The sequence below is a fragment of the Saccharopolyspora endophytica genome, from assembly GCF_018070075.1.
Classification (GTDB): domain Bacteria; phylum Actinomycetota; class Actinomycetes; order Mycobacteriales; family Pseudonocardiaceae; genus Saccharopolyspora; species Saccharopolyspora endophytica.
In genome coordinates, this window is sequence record NZ_JAGPXE010000011.1 from 50738 (window position 1) to 67507 (window position 16770).

The 16770-nt window shown below is 70.4% G+C and carries 14 protein-coding genes; 6 read left to right on the plus strand and 8 right to left on the minus strand.

Translation table 11 applies throughout. The features are described from left to right. Positions 1 to 288: 288 nt before the first annotated feature. The 6 genes from KBO27_RS23680 to KBO27_RS23705 form a co-directional block, all read right to left on the minus strand. Entirely contained in the window at positions 289 to 3510 is a 3222-nt protein-coding gene (locus KBO27_RS23680; protein WP_210972241.1) for an acetyl-CoA carboxylase family protein, read from the minus strand. Between the two features lie 18 nt (positions 3511 to 3528). After that, entirely contained in the window at positions 3529 to 5229 is a 1701-nt protein-coding gene (locus KBO27_RS23685; RefSeq protein WP_210972091.1) for an AMP-binding protein, read from the minus strand. A 9-nt stretch (positions 5230 to 5238) separates the two neighbouring features. Next, positions 5239 to 5877: a TetR/AcrR family transcriptional regulator gene (locus KBO27_RS23690; protein ID WP_307870575.1), complete on the minus strand. Its 639-nt coding sequence runs from the start codon at positions 5875 to 5877 to the stop codon at positions 5239 to 5241. Between the two features lie 219 nt (positions 5878 to 6096). Continuing rightward, complete coding sequence (locus KBO27_RS23695; protein ID WP_210972093.1) at positions 6097 to 7242, minus strand: NAD(P)/FAD-dependent oxidoreductase; 1146 nt, start codon at positions 7240 to 7242, stop codon at positions 6097 to 6099. 5 nt (positions 7243 to 7247) lie between these two features. After that, complete coding sequence (locus KBO27_RS23700) at positions 7248 to 7442, minus strand: ferredoxin (RefSeq protein WP_210972094.1); 195 nt, start codon at positions 7440 to 7442, stop codon at positions 7248 to 7250. Positions 7443 to 7455: 13 nt separating this feature from the next. Then, the gene (locus KBO27_RS23705; protein ID WP_210972095.1) at positions 7456 to 8673 is read right to left on the minus strand and encodes a cytochrome P450; all 1218 of its coding nucleotides are present in this window, start codon (positions 8671 to 8673) and stop codon (positions 7456 to 7458) included. A 142-nt stretch (positions 8674 to 8815) separates the two neighbouring features. Between KBO27_RS23705 and KBO27_RS34390 the strand changes: the two genes are divergently transcribed. Together KBO27_RS34390 and KBO27_RS23715 are read left to right on the plus strand one after the other, a co-directional pair. After that, positions 8816 to 9289, plus strand: coding sequence for a MarR family winged helix-turn-helix transcriptional regulator (locus KBO27_RS34390; protein ID WP_307870576.1), 474 nt, complete (start codon positions 8816 to 8818; stop codon positions 9287 to 9289). Between the two features lie 247 nt (positions 9290 to 9536). Then, positions 9537 to 10955, plus strand: a complete 1419-nt coding sequence (locus KBO27_RS23715) for an alkaline phosphatase PhoX (RefSeq protein WP_210972097.1) — start codon at positions 9537 to 9539, stop codon at positions 10953 to 10955. A 308-nt stretch (positions 10956 to 11263) separates the two neighbouring features. Here KBO27_RS23715 and KBO27_RS23720 read toward each other — a convergent pair whose 3' ends face one another. Continuing rightward, positions 11264 to 12133: a glycerophosphodiester phosphodiesterase gene (locus KBO27_RS23720; protein ID WP_210972098.1), complete on the minus strand. Its 870-nt coding sequence runs from the start codon at positions 12131 to 12133 to the stop codon at positions 11264 to 11266. A gap of 157 nt (positions 12134 to 12290) precedes the next feature. Next, positions 12291 to 13286: an NADP-dependent oxidoreductase gene (locus KBO27_RS23725; protein ID WP_210972099.1), complete on the minus strand. Its 996-nt coding sequence runs from the start codon at positions 13284 to 13286 to the stop codon at positions 12291 to 12293. 99 nt (positions 13287 to 13385) lie between these two features. On the opposite strand from KBO27_RS23725, the gene KBO27_RS23730 reads away from it, so the two are divergent. From KBO27_RS23730 to KBO27_RS23745, 4 genes are all read left to right on the plus strand, one after another. Beyond that, a complete protein-coding gene (locus KBO27_RS23730) occupies positions 13386 to 13970 on the plus strand; it encodes a TetR/AcrR family transcriptional regulator (RefSeq protein ID WP_307870577.1) in 585 nt (194 codons plus the stop codon). A gap of 28 nt (positions 13971 to 13998) precedes the next feature. Beyond that, positions 13999 to 14811: a thioesterase family protein gene (locus KBO27_RS23735; RefSeq protein WP_210972101.1), complete on the plus strand. Its 813-nt coding sequence runs from the start codon at positions 13999 to 14001 to the stop codon at positions 14809 to 14811. 263 nt (positions 14812 to 15074) lie between these two features. Next, a complete protein-coding gene (locus KBO27_RS23740; protein WP_210972102.1) occupies positions 15075 to 15761 on the plus strand; it encodes a haloacid dehalogenase type II in 687 nt (228 codons plus the stop codon). A 140-nt stretch (positions 15762 to 15901) separates the two neighbouring features. Beyond that, positions 15902 to 16756 carry an SAM-dependent methyltransferase gene (locus tag KBO27_RS23745; RefSeq protein ID WP_210972103.1) on the plus strand — a complete coding sequence of 285 codons (855 nt, stop codon included), beginning with the start codon at positions 15902 to 15904 and terminating at the stop codon, positions 16754 to 16756. Positions 16757 to 16770 lie beyond the last annotated feature (14 nt).

Sequence of the window (16770 nt, forward strand, 5' to 3'; positions counted from 1 at the left end):
GGTCCCGATCTCCACTGAGATCCCGGTCCCTGACCGCGGTGAGACGGGGAGACGTTGCTGAGACCACGGGAATCTGAGATCTACCGAACCGTAAGCGGCTGAATCACAGAGGTGAAATACATGTTTCCGCGGGATTGATACATGCGGTGTCTCAATAGGTCGGAGTCGATCTTCCCGAAGACCGGGGTGTTCCGCGTGCAACGGCGACCGGGTGTTGCGCACGACCATCAGCTGGACGTCGGTGTCACCGGCCTGTTGCGCGGATCGCGAGGGCAACGCCTCTCAGGTTCAGGCTCGGGGTCGGAGCGTGCTGATCCAGCGGCGGGTGTCGGCGGGGTCGATGACGTCGTCGAGCTCGAAGGTGGTGGCCGCGCGCAGCGCGCGCCCTCGCTCGTAGGCCTCGGCCACCAGGCCGTCGTAGAGCTGCCGGCGCGCGGCCTCGTCGGGTGCGGCCGCGAGTTCCTTGCTGTAGCCCAGCCGGACCGAGCCCTCCAAACCCATACCGCCGATCTCACCGGCCGGCCACGCAACGGTGAACTGCGGAGCCCGGAACGAACCACCGGTCATCGCCATCGCACCCAGGCCGTAGCCCTTGCGGAGCACGACCGCGCCGAAGGGCACCGTCAGCCGGGCGCCGAGCACGAACAGCTCGCCGAAGCGCTTCACCGTCGCGTCCTTCTCCGCCTCCGGCCCGACCATGAATCCCGGTGTGTCGCACAGGGAGACGATCGGCAGCCCGCCCGATTCGCAGAGCGCCAGGAAGTCGCCCAGCTTGTCGGCGGCCTCGGCGTCGATGGCGCCGCCCAGGTGGTGACTGCTGTTGGCCACCAGGCCGTGCGCGACACCCTCCACCCGGACCAACGCCGTCACGATGCCCACGCCGTAGTCCGGGCGCAGCTCCAGCACCGAGCCCACGTCGACGATGGCATCGATGGCCTTGCGAACGTCGTACGCGCGCAACCGGTTCTCGGGCACCACGTGCCGGGCCAGGCGCGGATCGGGCGCCCCCCACTCGACGCCCTCTCCCGGGGACAGCGGGCTCTGGAAGTACGACAGGTACCGGCGCGCCAGCTCAACGGCGTGCTCGTCGTCCCTGGCGACCAGGTCCACGACGCCGTTGCGGCGCTGCACGTCGATGGGGCCGATGTCCTCGGGCCGGTACTCCCCCAGCCCACCGCCGGAGATCATCGCGGGGCCGCCCATGCCGATGTTCGCGTCGGGGGTGGCGATCACGACGTCGCAGGCACCGGCGAGGGCGGCGTTCCCCGCGAAGCAGCGCCCGGAGACGATCGCCACCGTCGGCGCACCGCCGCGCAGCGAACCCAGCAGGCGGAACGTCGGAACGTCCAGTCCCGCAACGAGATCCACGTCGGTGTCACCGGGTCGGCCACCACCGCCCTCGGCGAACAGCACCACGGGCACCTTCCGGTCCCGGGCCACGCAGAGGATCCGGTCGGTCTTGGCGTGGTTGCGCATGCCCTGTGTCCCGGCGAGCACCGTGTAGTCGTAGGAGATCACCACGGTCTCAGCCGCCGCCCGGCCGAAGCGCTGCGCGCCGATGGTGGCGACGCCTCCGACCAGCCCGTCGGCCGGGGTGTTGGTGATCAGGTCCTGTTCGGACCGTCGGCTGCGCTGGGCCGCGAGGACCAGCGACCCGTACTCGACGAAGCTGCCCGGATCCACCAGGTCGCCGATGTTCTCGCGCGCGGTCCGGCGACCCAGCCGGTGGCGCTTGGCCACCGCTTCGGGACGAGCCGAGTCCTGGGTGATGGCCTGCCGCTCGCGCAGCTCGTCGAGGTCCGGACGGGAGGCGTCCAGGTCGAGCTCGAAGGCGGATTCGGCCTCCACCTCGTCGGTCCGCGCGAACACCACGAGCGGATCGCCGGGTGCCACCGTGCGGCCCGGCGGCACGAGTGCGCGCACCACGCGCGCCGCGTGATCGGCGGACAGGACGTGCTCCATCTTCATGGCCTCCAGCACCGCCAGCTGACCGCGCGCGGGGACCTCGTCGCCTGCAGCGGCGGCCGAGACGACGGTGCCCGCCATCGGAGCGCGCACGACCTCCTCCCCCGGGAGCACTTCCAACGCGGTACCGGATGAGGGCGTGGCGGTGCCGGAGCCCGCCCCGGCCACCAGTCGTTCGACGTGCTCCGCCAGGAACGCGGTGCTCACGGGACCTGCGCGCAGCTCGTCGTCGGCGAGCAGGGCGCGCAGGAAGGGGATGTTCGTGGCCGCACCCTCGATCGCGAACTCGCCCAGGGCCGCGTCGAGCTTGGCGAGGGCGGTGGCGCGGGTTCCCGCGCGCACGATCACCTTGGCCAGCAGGGAGTCGTACCGCGGGCTCACCACCAGGCCCGGCAGACCGAAGGTGTCCACGCGGACACCCGGCCCGGTGGGCGGGGTGAACGTCGTGAGCGTGCCCGCGGTCGGCGTCGCGCCGCCGTCGGCGGTCATCGTCTCCAGGTTCACCCGGGCCTGCACCGCCGTGCCGGCAGTCGTCGTGGGTTCGCCGCGCACGCCGGACGCGTCGGCCACCACGCCGTCCGGGAGCGCGAGCTCGTGCAGCCCGGCTCCGTCGGCGAGGGCGAGCTGCGCGGCCACCAGGTCCACGCCGGTGATCTCCTCGGTGATGGTGTGCTCCACCTGGATTCGGGGGTTCACCTCCAGGAACGCGAACTCCTCGCCCCGCACCAGGAACTCCACCGTCGCCAGGCCGCGGTAGCCGAGGCTCGCGCACAGCCGCGCCGCGACCTCGTGCGCACCGCGACGCACCCCGGGCTCCAGCCCGGCCGCGGGGGCGATCTCCAGCAGCTTCTGGTGCCGCCGTTGCAGGCTGCAATCCCGGTCACCGAGCGCCAGGGCTGCCGTGCCGTCGGCGACCACTTGGACCTCGACGTGCCGGGCACCGTCGAACAGGGCCTCCGCGAACACCTCCCGGTTCCCGAAGCCCAGCTCGGCCTCGTCCGCGCACGCCCGGTACGCCTCGCCCACCGCGGCGGCGTCGCGAACCACCCGCATGCCACGACCGCCGCCACCGGCCAGCGCCTTGATCATGATGCCGCCCGGGTTCTCGGCGAGGAACGCGCGCACCTCGTCGGCCGTGGCGGAACCCGCGGTGGCGGGCAGCACGGGTGCGCCGACCGCCACCGCGGCGGCGCGGGCCGACACCTTGTCCCCCAGGGTTTCCAGGACCGCCGGGTCCGGTCCCGCGAAGGCGACGTTCGCCGCCGCGCAGGCTCGCGCGAATTCCGCGTTCTCCGAGAGGAATCCGTACCCGGGGTGCACCGCGTCGGCACCGGACCGCGACGCTGCGGCGAGCACCGCCGCCTGATCGAGGTAGGCGGCCGGACCGGCTCCGACCAGCGGCAACGCCTCGTCGGCGGCGTGCACGTGCGGCGTGCCCGCGTCGTCCTCCGCGTACAGGGCGACGGTGCCGACCCGCATCTCGCGGGCGGTGCGCACGACACGCAGCGCGATCTCACCGCGATTGGCGATCAGGAGCTTCTTCATCGTCACGTACCCCTCCGTCTACGCGCGGTCACCGGCGGACAGCTCTGCGGCGCGGTCGAGCAGGTCGCCCTTGCGCACCTTGCCCGTGGCCGTCATCGGCAGCTGATCGACGACGACGACATCGGGCACCTTGTAGCCGGCCATGTTGTCCTTCGCCCACGCGCGCAGGTCCTCGCTCGGGGTGCTGCCGTCCATCACCACGAAGGCCACCGCCACTTGGCCTTTCGCGCGGTCGGGCCGGGGAACCACCGAGACCGAGCGGATCGCCGGGTGCAGGCGCAGCAGGGCTTCGACCTCGGACGGGAACACGCTCATCCCGTTGGTCTTGATCATCTCCTTGGCGCGCGCCAGGTAGTGCAGGGCTCCCCACTCGTCGAGCCGCCCCACGTCGCCGGTGTGCAGCCAGCCGTCGCGGATCGTCTCCGCGGTCGCGTCGGGGCGACCGTAGTAGCCGGTCAGGATCGACGGGCTGCGCACGATGATCTCCCCCGATGTGCCCACCGGCACCGGATCACCGGAGTCGTCGACGATCAGGACGTCGGTCCCCGGAACGGGCAGCCCGCAGAACACCGGGTCGGCGTGCAGGTCCCGGTCGCCGTCCTGGAACCCGAGCGTGAAGGTGTCGGCTGTGTGCGTCTCGGTCATGCCGTACGACGCCTCCCGCAGGACGCTGCCCGTGGCCTCCCGCCACCGCGCCCGGACCTCCGGGGTCAGCTTCAGCACGAACGAGACGGCCAGCGCGTTGCGCAGCGACGACACCCGCGAGCCCTCGAAACCCGGCCCGTCCATCAGCTCCACGTAGTTGTCGACCGTGGCGACCAGGTCGGTCACGCCGTGCCGCTCGATCAGGGCGACGGCCGCGGCCGGGTCCCAGCGCGTCATCAGGACGACCTGCTGGCCGTTCACCAGCGGTTTGAGGACGCCGAAGTCCTCGCCGGCGATCCAGAACACGGGCAGGAAGTTCAGCGACACGACACCGGGATCGCCCACCTGCGTCCCGCCGGCCACGCTGGCCGTCGTCGCCGTGTAGACCATGTGGCGCTGGGTGTGCTCGCAGCCCTTCGGCAGCCCGGTCGTCCCGCCGGTGTAGTTGAGCGCCGCCAGCGCGTCGGGGTCGCTCGGCCGCGGCTCAGCGGGCGCCGAGGCGCTGATCTCGGCCCAGTCCGAGCGCTCGGCGGTGAGCTCGAACGGCACCGGCACGTCGGGTTCGGCGGTGAGCAGGTCGGCGAGACCGGTGTAGGCCACGTGCCGCACGGGCCCGTCGGCGCGCACCGATTCGACGAGGTCGGCGAACGAGTCCTGCGCCAGCAGCACCGTCACCCCGGCGTCCTCCAGCTCGTACCGCAGCTCGTGACCCCGGAACATGGGGTTGATCGGCACGTGCACCGCACCCGCCTTGAGAACGCCCACCATCGCGATGAGGAACTGGGGGCAGTTGCTCAGGAACGCGCCGACCCGATCCCCGGGCGCCACACCGCGTTCGCCGAGCCAGCCGGCGACACGATCGCTCAGCTCGTCGTACTCGGCGTAGGTGATGTCGCGGCCGTAGAACGAGATCGCGACGGTGTCCGGGCGGGTCCGGGCCCAGTGCCGGAGGTGTTCGGGCAGACCCGGCACCTCGACCGGGTTCACGACGGTGCCCGGCACCTGGTCCGGCCAGTTGACTTCCTGCAGGCGGCGGACCTCGGCCAGGGCTTCCTCACGGCGGGACGACGGCATTCGAGCCTCCTACGGTTCGGGCCGCGAGTCGGCGACGACGCCGACGGCGCGCTCGGTGAGCCGGATGTGATCGTTGATGAACTGCTCGCGGTCCTCGTCGGGAGCGTGGCCGAGGCGGGCGGCGCCGCGGACGATCGCATCGCTCAGCATCGACACCAGCCGCGGCGGCGCCACGCAGGGATCGATCGTGGCCGGGTCGAGCCCGGACAGGTAGTTGGTGAACCGCCGCTCCAGCCGACGCCGCAGCGTGCTCCACAACGCGTCCACCTCGGGGTCGACCCCGGCGCGGCTGTCGATCTGCGCCACGAGCGACCCGTTGGCGAAGATCGCCTCCGCGAACGCGCGAGTGGTCGACCGCAGCACGGTGACCGGGGGGAGGGTCTCGATCCCGTCCAGCTGCTGGGTGGATTCGAGCTGGGCGCAGACCTGCTCGGTGACCGCGAGGAACGCCTCGTCCTTGGATCGCAAGTAGGCGTAGAACGTCGGGCGCGAGGTCTGCGCCCGGGCCGCGATCAGCTCGACCGTGGTCGCCGTGTAGCCGAGTTCGTCGAAGCAGGCGGCGGCAGCGGCGAGCAGCTCCTCGCGCCGAGGTCCCGACGTCTCCCGGCGATTGGCCCGCGCGCGCTCCTGGGCATCACTTGTCGTCACGACCCCATTGTCGTGACCTCGGTGCCGGCCTTCGGCGCGCGCCCGGCAAGCGGACATCAGGGGGTTGACAAGCCTTGTTCGGCAACGGCTTTCGAATCACCGCAGGTCGATGTGGTCAAAGCAGCCCCTCCGGAACGAGTGACAGCACGTGATCCCGACCCACACTCGTTGACGTTGACGTTGATGTCAATACACGCGACGACACCCGATATGCGCCCGTCAGGTGAGCAGGTCGCGCCGCAGCCGGGTCGCTCGCCGAGGGCTGTTCCAGGACAGAACCGCCACCGCTCGGCCCTCGTCGCGGTAGACCCCCGCGAACGCCTCGTCGGTGAAAGCCCCGGTCTCGAGCTCGAGCTCGGCTCCCGCGGTGACGTGGCCGTGGACGACGAGCTTGTTGCTGCCCTGATCGCTCCAGAAGAACGGGATCGGCGCGAAATCCTCCTCGGCGCCCAGGATGTTTCGGGCGACTACCCGCGCCTGCTCACCGGCGTTCATCCGGTGCTCGACGCGCACGCTGCGCCCGAGACCGGTGTGCCACCATCGCGCGACGTCACCGACCCCGTAGACCCCAGGCGCCGCACGGCACTTCGCATCGCACCCGAGCCCGTCGGACAGGTCGAGTCCGGCTCCTCGAAGCCAGTCGACCTGCGGGACCGAACCGATCGCGGCCACGACGACGTCCGCCCGCAACACCGCGCCGTCGTCGAGCAGCACCTCCTGCTCGCCGCGTGCGCCGGCGCGGATGTCGGTCACCCCGGCCGAATTGGTGAGCGCGACGTCGCTGCCGGTGAGCGCGCGGCTGATCACCGCGCCGATCTCAGGTCCGAGCGCGGACAGCGGAGCCGGGTCCACCCCCACCACGGCCACCTCGCACCCGGCCGCACGAGCGGCCCAGGCGAGTTCGGTGCCCATGAACCCGGTTCCGATGACGACCACGCGCCTACCCGGCCGCAGCTCCGCGGCGACCCGCCGGGCGTCGGCGATGGAGCGCAACGTCAGCGGTGCCGGTCCGGATGCGGGCAGCGGACGAGGCGCGACACCGGTGGCGACCACCAGGTCGCCGAACGGCAGCTCCGATCCGTCGTCCAGGGTCACCGCGCGCCCGTCGAGATCCGCGCCCACCGCAACGGTGTTCGGGCGGAACTCGATGCCGAGTTCCGCGAGCCGGTCGTGCCCCGGCAGCAGGACCCGCTGCTCGTCCCACCCGCCGGTGAGGAACTGCTTGGACAGCGGCGGGCGGTCGTAGGGTGCGTGCGGCTCCTCCCCGACCATTGTGATCGCGCCGTCGAAACCGAGAGAGCGCAGCTCCAGCGCCGTCGACGTTCCCGCCAAGCAGGCACCGACGATGACGACGTCGTCGCGCACCCGCCTCACCCCTCGACGCGGATCGCGGCCGCCGGGCACACCCGGGCGGCGTCCTCGGTCGCAGCGCGGTGCCGATCGTCCGGCTGCTCGGCGAGGAGGAAGGCGACACCGTCCTCGTCGCGCTGGTCGAACACCTCGTCAGCGGCCAGCACGCACTGCCCGGCGCCGACGCACTTGTCCTGATCGATGAACACCTTCATGGTTCGCGACCTCCTACCAGGTGACGTTGAGCGAGTTGAAACCGTGCACGCGCGTGCCGATCTTGAGGTCGAACTCCTCGACGGAGTCGACCAGTCGCAGCGTCGGCACGCGGGTGAACAGGGTCTGGAAGGTCAGGAGCAGCTCGCGGCGCGCGAGCGACTGACCGAGGCACTGGTGGGTGCCGTAGCTGAAGGCCAGGTGGTGACGAGCCGAACGCCCGAGGTCGAGCACGTCCGCGTCGTCGAAGGCCGCGGGATCCCGGTTGGCCGAGGGCAGCGAGACCAGCACGCCTTCACCGGCCCGGATCAGGTTGTCGCCGATTCGGGTGTCGGCCACGGCGACGAACTGGCGGGGGTTCTGGGCGATGGTGAGGTAGCGCAGCAGTTCTTCGACGGCGTTGGCCTGAAAAGCACTGTCCCCGGCCAGGAACCGCTCCAGCTGAGCGGGGTGGTGCAGCAGCGCGGCCGTGCCCAGGCTGATCATGTTGCTGGTGGTCTCGAACCCGGCGATCAGCAGCGTCATCGCGGTGTTGATCAGTTCGGCGCGATCCATGATCCCCGGCTCGTGGAACTCGTGCACCAGGCGCGAGATCAGGTCCTCCTGCGGGGCGCGCAGCTTCTGCTCGGCCAGCTCGTCCAAGTACTCGGCCAACTCGTCCAGCGCGGTGCGCACGGTGTCCACGTCCGCCTGGCCCGACAGCGCTTCGGCGGACTTGCGCTGGAAGAACTCGTGCTTGTCGTAGGGCACGCCCAGCAGCAGGCAGATGACCCGCGAGGGCACCGGCAGCGCGAGTTCAGCGACGAGTTCGGCGGGCCGACCGGCGCGCAGCAGGCCGTCGACGCACTCGTCGATGACGCGCTGGATCTCCGGCTCCAGCGCGTTGATCCGCTTGACGGTGAAATCGCGGGTCAGTCGGCGCCGCTTCTGGAGGTGCTCGGGGTCGTCGGTGCGGACGAGGCTGGGACGTTCGGAATCGAGCTGCTGGAGATCGGTGGGCGTCACCAGCGGGAAGCCCGACCGGTCGATCCTCGCGCTGAAGTTCTCGCTCGCGAGGACCGCTCTGGCGTCCTCGTAGCGCGTGATCAGCCACGGGCGACCGCCGCGCAGCACCTCCACGGTCGGCAGCTCCGCCTTCCCTCGCAGGCGGTCGAAGGCATCGGGCGGGCTGAAGGGGCAGCTCCGCTCGGTGGGGTACGAGTCCAGCGTGGGGCCGGGCTGCGACGGGGTCATCGTGCTTCCTTCCGCGTCGTCTGATCTCCGGGGAGCGGAGATGATGTGCACTATACACATCATGTGTACGATGCACATAGCGAGCCGGGGGTCGCCGCCGGAACAATGGGCGAGATCCGCGCAGCGCGAAGGAGGCCCGCCCGTGACGCAGGACAAGCGGACGCTCAACGACCTGGAGCGCGAGCTCTCGCTGTTCGCCAGGCACTACCTGTCCACCCGGCAAGCGCGCGCCGGCCAGCGCCTGGACAGGTCGGCCTACCTGCTGCTGACCCGGCTCGAGCTCTCGGGATCGATGTCGCTCGGGCAACTCGCCGAAGCGTTCCGGCTCGACATCTCCACGATCAACCGCCAGGTCGGGGCGCTGCTCAAGCAGGGGTTCGTGGAGCGGTTCCCCGACCCCGACGGCGGCATGGCTCGCCGTTTCCGGCCCACCGACGAGGGGTTGCGGCAGTTGGCAGCCGATCGGGACCGCAGCCGGGAAGGAGTGGGAACGGTGGTCGCCGAGTGGCCGCAGGACGAACTCGCCACCTTCGTCGACCTGCTGACCCGCTTCAACATCGACATCGAAGGCGTCGAGGGCAACCCTTGGCCTCGCGAGCGTGACACTCACGGCTGATCCGCTCGCCGGCTGCGGCCACCACGGCGGAGCAGCCGATCTCCGGTGCGACCGATCGGAATCAGTTCGTCCACTTTCGATGGGAACGGTGGAAACCCGCTCACGAGGCGGCAGCCGGGTCCGCGCCGTCGAGGCGAGCACCGAATTCGCGGTGCCGACGCTCTTTCGCTCCACCGGGTTCATCGAACGTACCCACCGGCCGACGACGCTGGTGAGCTGTTTCGATCGTTCTCACGTGGAGTCGCACATGGATCTCTCTCGCAGGCAGTTCGTCAACCGCTCGCTGTTGGGCGGCATCGGGATCGCCCTCGTCGGCAACGTCGGAGCGGTGACCGCCGCCGCGCCGGCCTCCGCCGAGAACGGCCGGGCCGCCGGTTACGGCCCGCTGGTGCCCGATCCCGCGGGACTGTTGTCGCTCCCCGCCGGTTTCAGCTACAAGATCGTCACCGAAGCCGGCAAGACGAAGCTCGAATCCGGTGAGGCGACGCCGCAGAAGCACGACGGCATGGCGGCTTTCCTCCGCCCCGACGGCGGCAGCGTGATCGTGTACAACCACGAGATCAAGGTCAGCCAGAACCCCGAGTTCCCGGTGCCCCGGCTCGACGGGCTCACCTACGACCCGGTCTCCCCCGGCGGCTGCACCGTCGTCGAGGTCGACGCCGAGGGCAACCGCATCAGCGAGCACGTCGCCCTGGCCGGCACCTCCACCAACTGCGCGGGTGGCCGCACCCCGTGGAACACGTGGTTGAGCTGCGAGGAGACCGAGGACAAGGCCGGTGAGGACGGGCAGCAGTTCGACCACGGCTACACCTTCGAGGTCGACCCCTACAACCGCGAGGCGAACCTGAACCCGAAGCCGATCAAGGCGCTCGGCCGGTTCTCCCACGAGGCGGCCGTCGTCGACCCGAACACCGGGCACATCTACCAGACCGAGGACGCGTCGGGCCCGAACGGCCTGTTCTACCGCTTCACCCCGCCGGCCTCCGCGCTGCCGCTGGGCCCCGGCAAGCTCCGCGCGCTCGGCGACGACGACGGCACCTTCGAAGCCATGAAGGCCGCCGACAAGTCCGGCCAGCACGTCGACGACCTGTCCCGCGCGACCGAGGTCGGCACCACCTACGGCGTGACCTGGGTGGCCGTCGCGGACCGCGCCGCGGCCACGACCTCGATCCGCGAGCAGTTCGCCGACGACCAGATCACCCGGGGCCGCAAGCTCGAAGGTGCCTGGTGGGGCGACGGCGGCACCTACTTCGTCTGCAGCTACGCCCGGATCGAGGACAGCCCGGGCACCCCGCACGACGGCCAGGTGTGGTTCTACAACCCGCGCAACCAGACCATCGAGCTCAAGCTGCGGTTCGAGTACGACCAGGACGACAGCGCCCACTTCGACGGCCCCGACAACATCACCGTCTCCTCTCGCGGCAACGGCCTGATCATCGCCGAGGACGGCGACGGGCAGCAGCACCTGTTCGGAGCGACCTTCGAGGGACAGACCTACCCGCTGGCCCGCAACGAGATCAACACCGGCACCGAGGCCGAGCCGGAGTTCAGCGAGTTCTGCGGCCCGGTCTACTCCCCCGACGGCAACACCCTCTTCGCCAGCGTCCAGACCCCCGGCGTCCTCTACGCCATCACCGGCCCCTGGGACCGCCTGCACGGCGCCTGATCCATCCCACCACCACGACGAGGCCGCCCCGACCAGCGAACACCTGGCCGGGGCGGCCTCGTCACCACCCGCCAACCCGATGCACGACGGCTCCACCCGGAGCACCCCGTCCCGCACCGGTTTCCACGAGAACTGCAGCAATCCGCCCCCGGAACACCGCCGCAATCAGGTACCGGAATACGGCGGTAATCGGATACCCGAATACGGCGGTATTCCGGGTTGCTGACCGGAATACCGCCGTAATTGGGTTCCTGATTACTGCGGTATTCCGGCACCTCTCGATGCCGGAAGCCCGCGGAACGCGGTTGTCAGGCTGCCGGGCGGGCGTTGCGGATCTCTTCGCGGAGGACGTCCGGGCGGTCGCTGATGATGCCGTCGACGCGGTTGGCGATCAGCGTCCGCATCAGGGCGGGGTCGTTGACCGTGTACGGGTTGATGCGCATGCCGTGCTCGTGAACAGCGGCGACGTACTCCGGGGTCGCGGCCGAGTGGTGCGGGTTGACCTGGTTGGAGTAGGTGGCCACCTCGGCGAGCTGGTCGGTGGTCGGCGCACCGAGCACGCCCACCTGGACCGCCGGGAGCAGGCCGTGGAAGTGGCGGATGAAGTCCCAGTTGAAGCTCTGCACCACCAGGTGCTGCGCCATCGGGTCGGGCTGCATCCACTGAGGACGCTGCTGCAGCTCACCGGCGATGCGCTCGGCGATGCCCGGGTAGAGCTCCGGCGCCTTGGCCTCCAGCAGCAGGCCGGAGGCGGTGCGCTCCAGCTCGTCGAGGACCTCGGCGAAGGTGGGCACGACGGCACCGGTGTAGCGCGGGTCCTTCCAGGAACCCGCGTCCAACGTGCGGATCTCCTCCAGCGTGAAGTCCGAGACCCGCCACGGCGCCCGGTCGGGGAACTTCTGCTCGACGTCGGTGGTGCGCGACAGCGTGGTGTCGTGGATGACGACCAGCTGCTCGTCCTTGGTCTGCTGGACGTCGATCTCGACGAGGTCGGCCTGCATCTCAGCGCCCAGCCGGACGGCGTCCAGGGTGTTCTCCGGCGCGTACGCCGACGCCCCGCGGTGGGCGATGTTGGTGACGGTGGCGGTCGGCTCCGCGGGAGCCGCGGTCACCGCCGTCGTCACCGTCATCGTCGTGAGCAGCGCGGCTGCGGCCACCGCCGCGACCCGGTGCAGCATAGGTCGATCTCCTCGTCCGTGTCAGTTTTGTCCGGAAGGACGGGAGAATACTGCGGAGGCCCGGTGTCGCGGGCCTGATCGCCGCCTGGCCCGACGGTGTCGCCCACCTGAACGTTGCACCGCCACCACCAGCTTCGATCTCGGTCACATGGCGACGTCAGCCCAGGGTGACGACGACCTTGCCGTTGGCGCGCCCCTGCTCGACGTGCGCCAGGGCTTCCGGGAGGTCGTCGAAGGGGAAGGTCCGGTCGAGCACGGGCCGCAACGCGCCGCTGTCGTAGAGGTCGGCCAGTTCCGCCAGCTGAGTCCCGTTGGCGCGCATGAAGAAGAACGAGTAGCGCACCCCGAGCCTCTTGGCCCGCTTGCGGATCTTGCGGCTCATCAGCGACAGAACCGGCTTGAGCGCGGATCGGCCCAGCTGCTCGGCGAAGGCCGGGTCGGGCGGACCGACGGCGCTGATCGCCAGGCCACCCGGCTTGAGCACCGACAACGACTTCTCCAGGTTGGCTCCGCCCAGCGAATCGAGCACGACGTCGTAACCGTCGAGCACGTCGCTGAAGTCCGTCGTCCGGTAGTCGATCACCTCGTCGGCACCGAGCTTCCGAAGCGCCTCGGCGTTCTCGGCGCGCGCCGTGGTGGCGACATGGGCGCCCAGGTGCTTGGCCACCTGCACGACGGTCGACCCCAAGCCCCCGGCCCCGGCGTGCACGAGGATCTTCTGCCCGGCCTCGACGTGAGCGACGTCGACGAGCGCCTGCCACGCGGCCAGCGCCACGAGCGGCACCGCGGCGGCCTCCTCGAACGACAACGACCGTGGCTTGTGCGCCACGTCGTCGGAGTCCATCGCGATGGACTCCGCGAACGCGCCGATCCGAAGATCGCGAGGCCGGGCGCAGACCTCGTCGCCGACCGCGAACCGGCGGACCGAGGCGCCCACCTGCGTCACGACACCGGCGACGTCGTGGCCGAGGACGAACGGCCGCTCGTAGCGCAGCAGCTGCTTGAACTCGCCGTTGCGGACCATCTTGTCCAACGGGTTGATCCCGGCCGCCCGGACCTGCACGAGGACGTCCCGATCCCCCGGCACCGGCTCCGGCACGTCGGCTGATCGCAAGCCGTCCGCACCGTAGGACTCGACGACGAACGCCTTCATCGCACCCCTTCCTCCTGCGCCGATGCCATTGAATTACGACCGTAATCCCATTAACCTAGCACGGGCCGCCGGTGGCGGACCTGCACGTGAGGAGCAGTGGTGCGGTACGACAAGGAGCACAAGGACGCCACGCGGCGGAGGATCATCGAGACCTCCGGCCGCCGGTTCAAGCAGGACGGCATCGACGGCTCCGGCGTCGCCACGCTCATGAAGGACGCGGGCCTGACCAACGGCGCCTTCTACAAGCACTTCACGTCCAAGGACGACCTCGTCACGACCGTCGTCAGCGAGCAGCTGACCGGGCAGCGGGCGATGCTCGACGAGCGCGCCCCGGACAGGGCCGGCCTCGAGCGGTTCATCCGCGACTACCTCTCCCCCAGGCATCGCGACGCGCCCGAGCGCGGCTGCCCGTCCGCGGCCCTGCTCGACGAGATCGGTCGCAGCGACGACACCGTCAAGCGGGCCTACACCGACGGGCTGGTCACCATCGCCGACGACATCGCCGCGCGCATCGCCCCGGACGACCCGCGCTCGGCACGCGAACGCGTCCTGAGCCTCTTCGCCGCGCTCTTCGGGACGCTGCAGCTCGCCCGCGCGATGGCCGACCCGGCCCTCTCCGACGCGATCCTCGACCAGGGCATCAGCAACGCCCTGGCGATCCTGGACGGCGCGACGCCGAACTGACACGCACCACCAGCGAACGGATTCGACCATGACCACCGCAAAGCGGACCACCTTCGCCGACGTCAGCCGCATCGACGAGATCTCGCCCGGCACGTTCACCGCCGAAGCCGATCCGGAGTGGACCATCGGCGGCAAGCCCAACGGCGGCTACCTGCTGGCCATGCTCGGACGCGCGGCGACGCAGTCGGCCACGCACCAGCACGTGCTCGCCGCCAGCGCCCACTACCTGAGCTCCCCCAAACCCGGCCCCCTCCACCTCGCCACCGAAGTGCTGCGAACCGGCCGCTCGGCGAGCCAGGTGCGCGCCCGCATGAGCCAGGACGAGACCCCCTGCGTGGAAGCGACGTTCACCCTCGGAACGCTCGCGCAGGACTCGACCCCGCAGTGGACCGACGGCATCCCCGAATCGGTGCCCTTCGCGCAGGACGACTGCGCGCCGGTCAACGGCGTCCGCGGCGTGGCCATCATGGACCAGGTCGACCTGCGCATCCACCCGGACGACCTCGGTTTCAGCCGAGGCACCCCGAACGGTTCCGGCGTGCTGCGCGGATGGCTCGGACTCCCCGACGGCGAGCACTTCGACCCGATCTCACTGCTCTACGCCGTCGACTCCTTCCCGCCGGCCACCATGAACATCGCGATCACCGGCTGGGTGCCCACCCTGGAACTCACCGCCTACGTCCGCGCGCTGCCCGCCCCCGGACCGGTGCGGATCCAGCACAAGGCACAGCTCATCGACGACAACCGCGTCGACCAGTCCTGCTTCGTCTGGGACAGCCGCGACCGCCTCGTCGTCCAGGCAACCCAACTCGCAGGAATCCGCCTCAACCCACCCGAATGACGGGACGACCCGCCCACGCCGACCCCGCGGTGACTCCGCGCGCCGGGCACGGTCGCGGGTCTGATCAACGCCACCCGCGAACGCACTGAAACGAAACCGGCTCCGCCGGCTGAAATCGTTCAGGCACGTCGCCGACACCCCGGTCAACAACGCGTTCCGAGCTCGAGCCTGGCATGCATGATCCAGTGCGGGTGGACACGGGGTGAGCCCCGTGCCCACCCGGCAACGCCCACGAGCAGTGAATCCGCGGGACAGGAGAGATCATGCCCACTCGACCGAGCGTGGTGGCGTTCGACGTCGTCGAAACGCTCATGTCCCTGGAACCCCTGCGGCCCCGGTTCGCGGACGCGGGACTCGCCCCCGAGCTGCTCGAGCGCTGGTTCGACCGGCTCCTGCGCGACGGCATGGCCCTGACCCTCGCCGGTGACTACGAGCCCTTCCCCGCCGTCGCCGCTGCCGCGCTGAGAACCCTCGCTCGCGGAGACCTCGACGACGACGCCGTCGCCCACGTCCTGGCCGGGTTCCACGACCTCCCCGCGCACCCCGACGTCGAACCCGCCATGCGCGCGCTCTCCGACGCGGGCATCTCCATGATCTGCCTGAGCAACGGCACCACCGAGACCACGACCAGGTTCCTCGAGCGCAACGAACTCGACCACCACATCGACCAGGTCATCAGCGTGGCCGACGTCCACAGCTGGAAGCCACCCGTCCGCGTCTACGAGCACGCCCTCCACCAGATCGGCCGCGCCCCGCACGACGTCGCCCTGGTCGCGGTGCACGCGTTCGACTGCCACGGCGCGAATCGAGCAGGACTCACCACCGGCTGGGCCCGCCGTCACGAAGGCCACTACAGCGAGGTGTTCACCCCGGCGGACGTCGTCGGACGCGATCTCGTCGACGTCGCCCACCAGATCGCAGCGCTGCCCGAAGGCGGGCACGACGCGTGAGAGCGGGCGATCACAGGCCGCGTCCACGGGCGAGGCCTTGCCGCGAACCCCGGCGGGCATCACCCTTGTGGAGCACTCCCGGTTGGTGGGGCCGGTTGCGTAGGATCGCTGACCGCGATCGCGATCTTTGAGGGGGAACGATGCCGGAGCGCCAGTTCGGCGAGCACCTCGATGCGTCCGCCGAGGCGAGCGGAACCCGTGATGACATCGGGCTCTCGAAGCACGAGCTCGACGTCTCGCTGCCGAATCCGGCGCGCATCTACGACTACGGCCTGGGCGGCGACCACAACTTCGCCTCCGACCGGGAGGCGTTCCACAAGCTCCTCGAGGTCGACCCCGATTCGCGGACCGTCGTGCGCTCCAACCGCGCTTTCCTCCGCCGTGCCGTGCGCTTCTGCCTGGAGCGCGGCATCACCCAGTTCCTCGACCTCGGTTCGGGCGTCCCGACCGTGGGCAACGTCCACGACGCCGCGCACGAGATGAACCCCGACGCCCGCGTGGTCTACGTGGACAACGAACCGATCGCCGCCGCGCACACCCGGCGCCTGCTCCAGGACCAGCCCACCACGGCGATCATCCAGGAGGACCTGCGCGATCCCGAAGCCGTGCTCACCGCACCGGAGACGACGGAGCTGCTCGACTTCTCGCAGCCGGTCGGGTTGATGATGGCCGCGGTGTTGCACTGGGTCGGCGATGACGTCACCGACCTGCTCGCCCGGTACCGAGGAGCGCTCGCCCCCGGAAGCGCGCTCGCCATCAGCCACCTCACCGACGAGGACCTGCCGGAGCAGATGCGCGAGGTCGAAGCGATCTTCGACGAGACCAGCGTCCCGGTCACCTACCGGCCACGATCCCAGGCCCCCGAGCTGTTCGCCGGGTTCGACATCGTCGAGCCCGGAGCCGTGTACTGCTCGGAGTGGCGCTCAGAACCCCACGAATCCCTCGCCGAACCCGAGCGGACCAAGATCTGGGCGGCCGTCGGCATCAAGAGGTGACCACCGGGTACCTG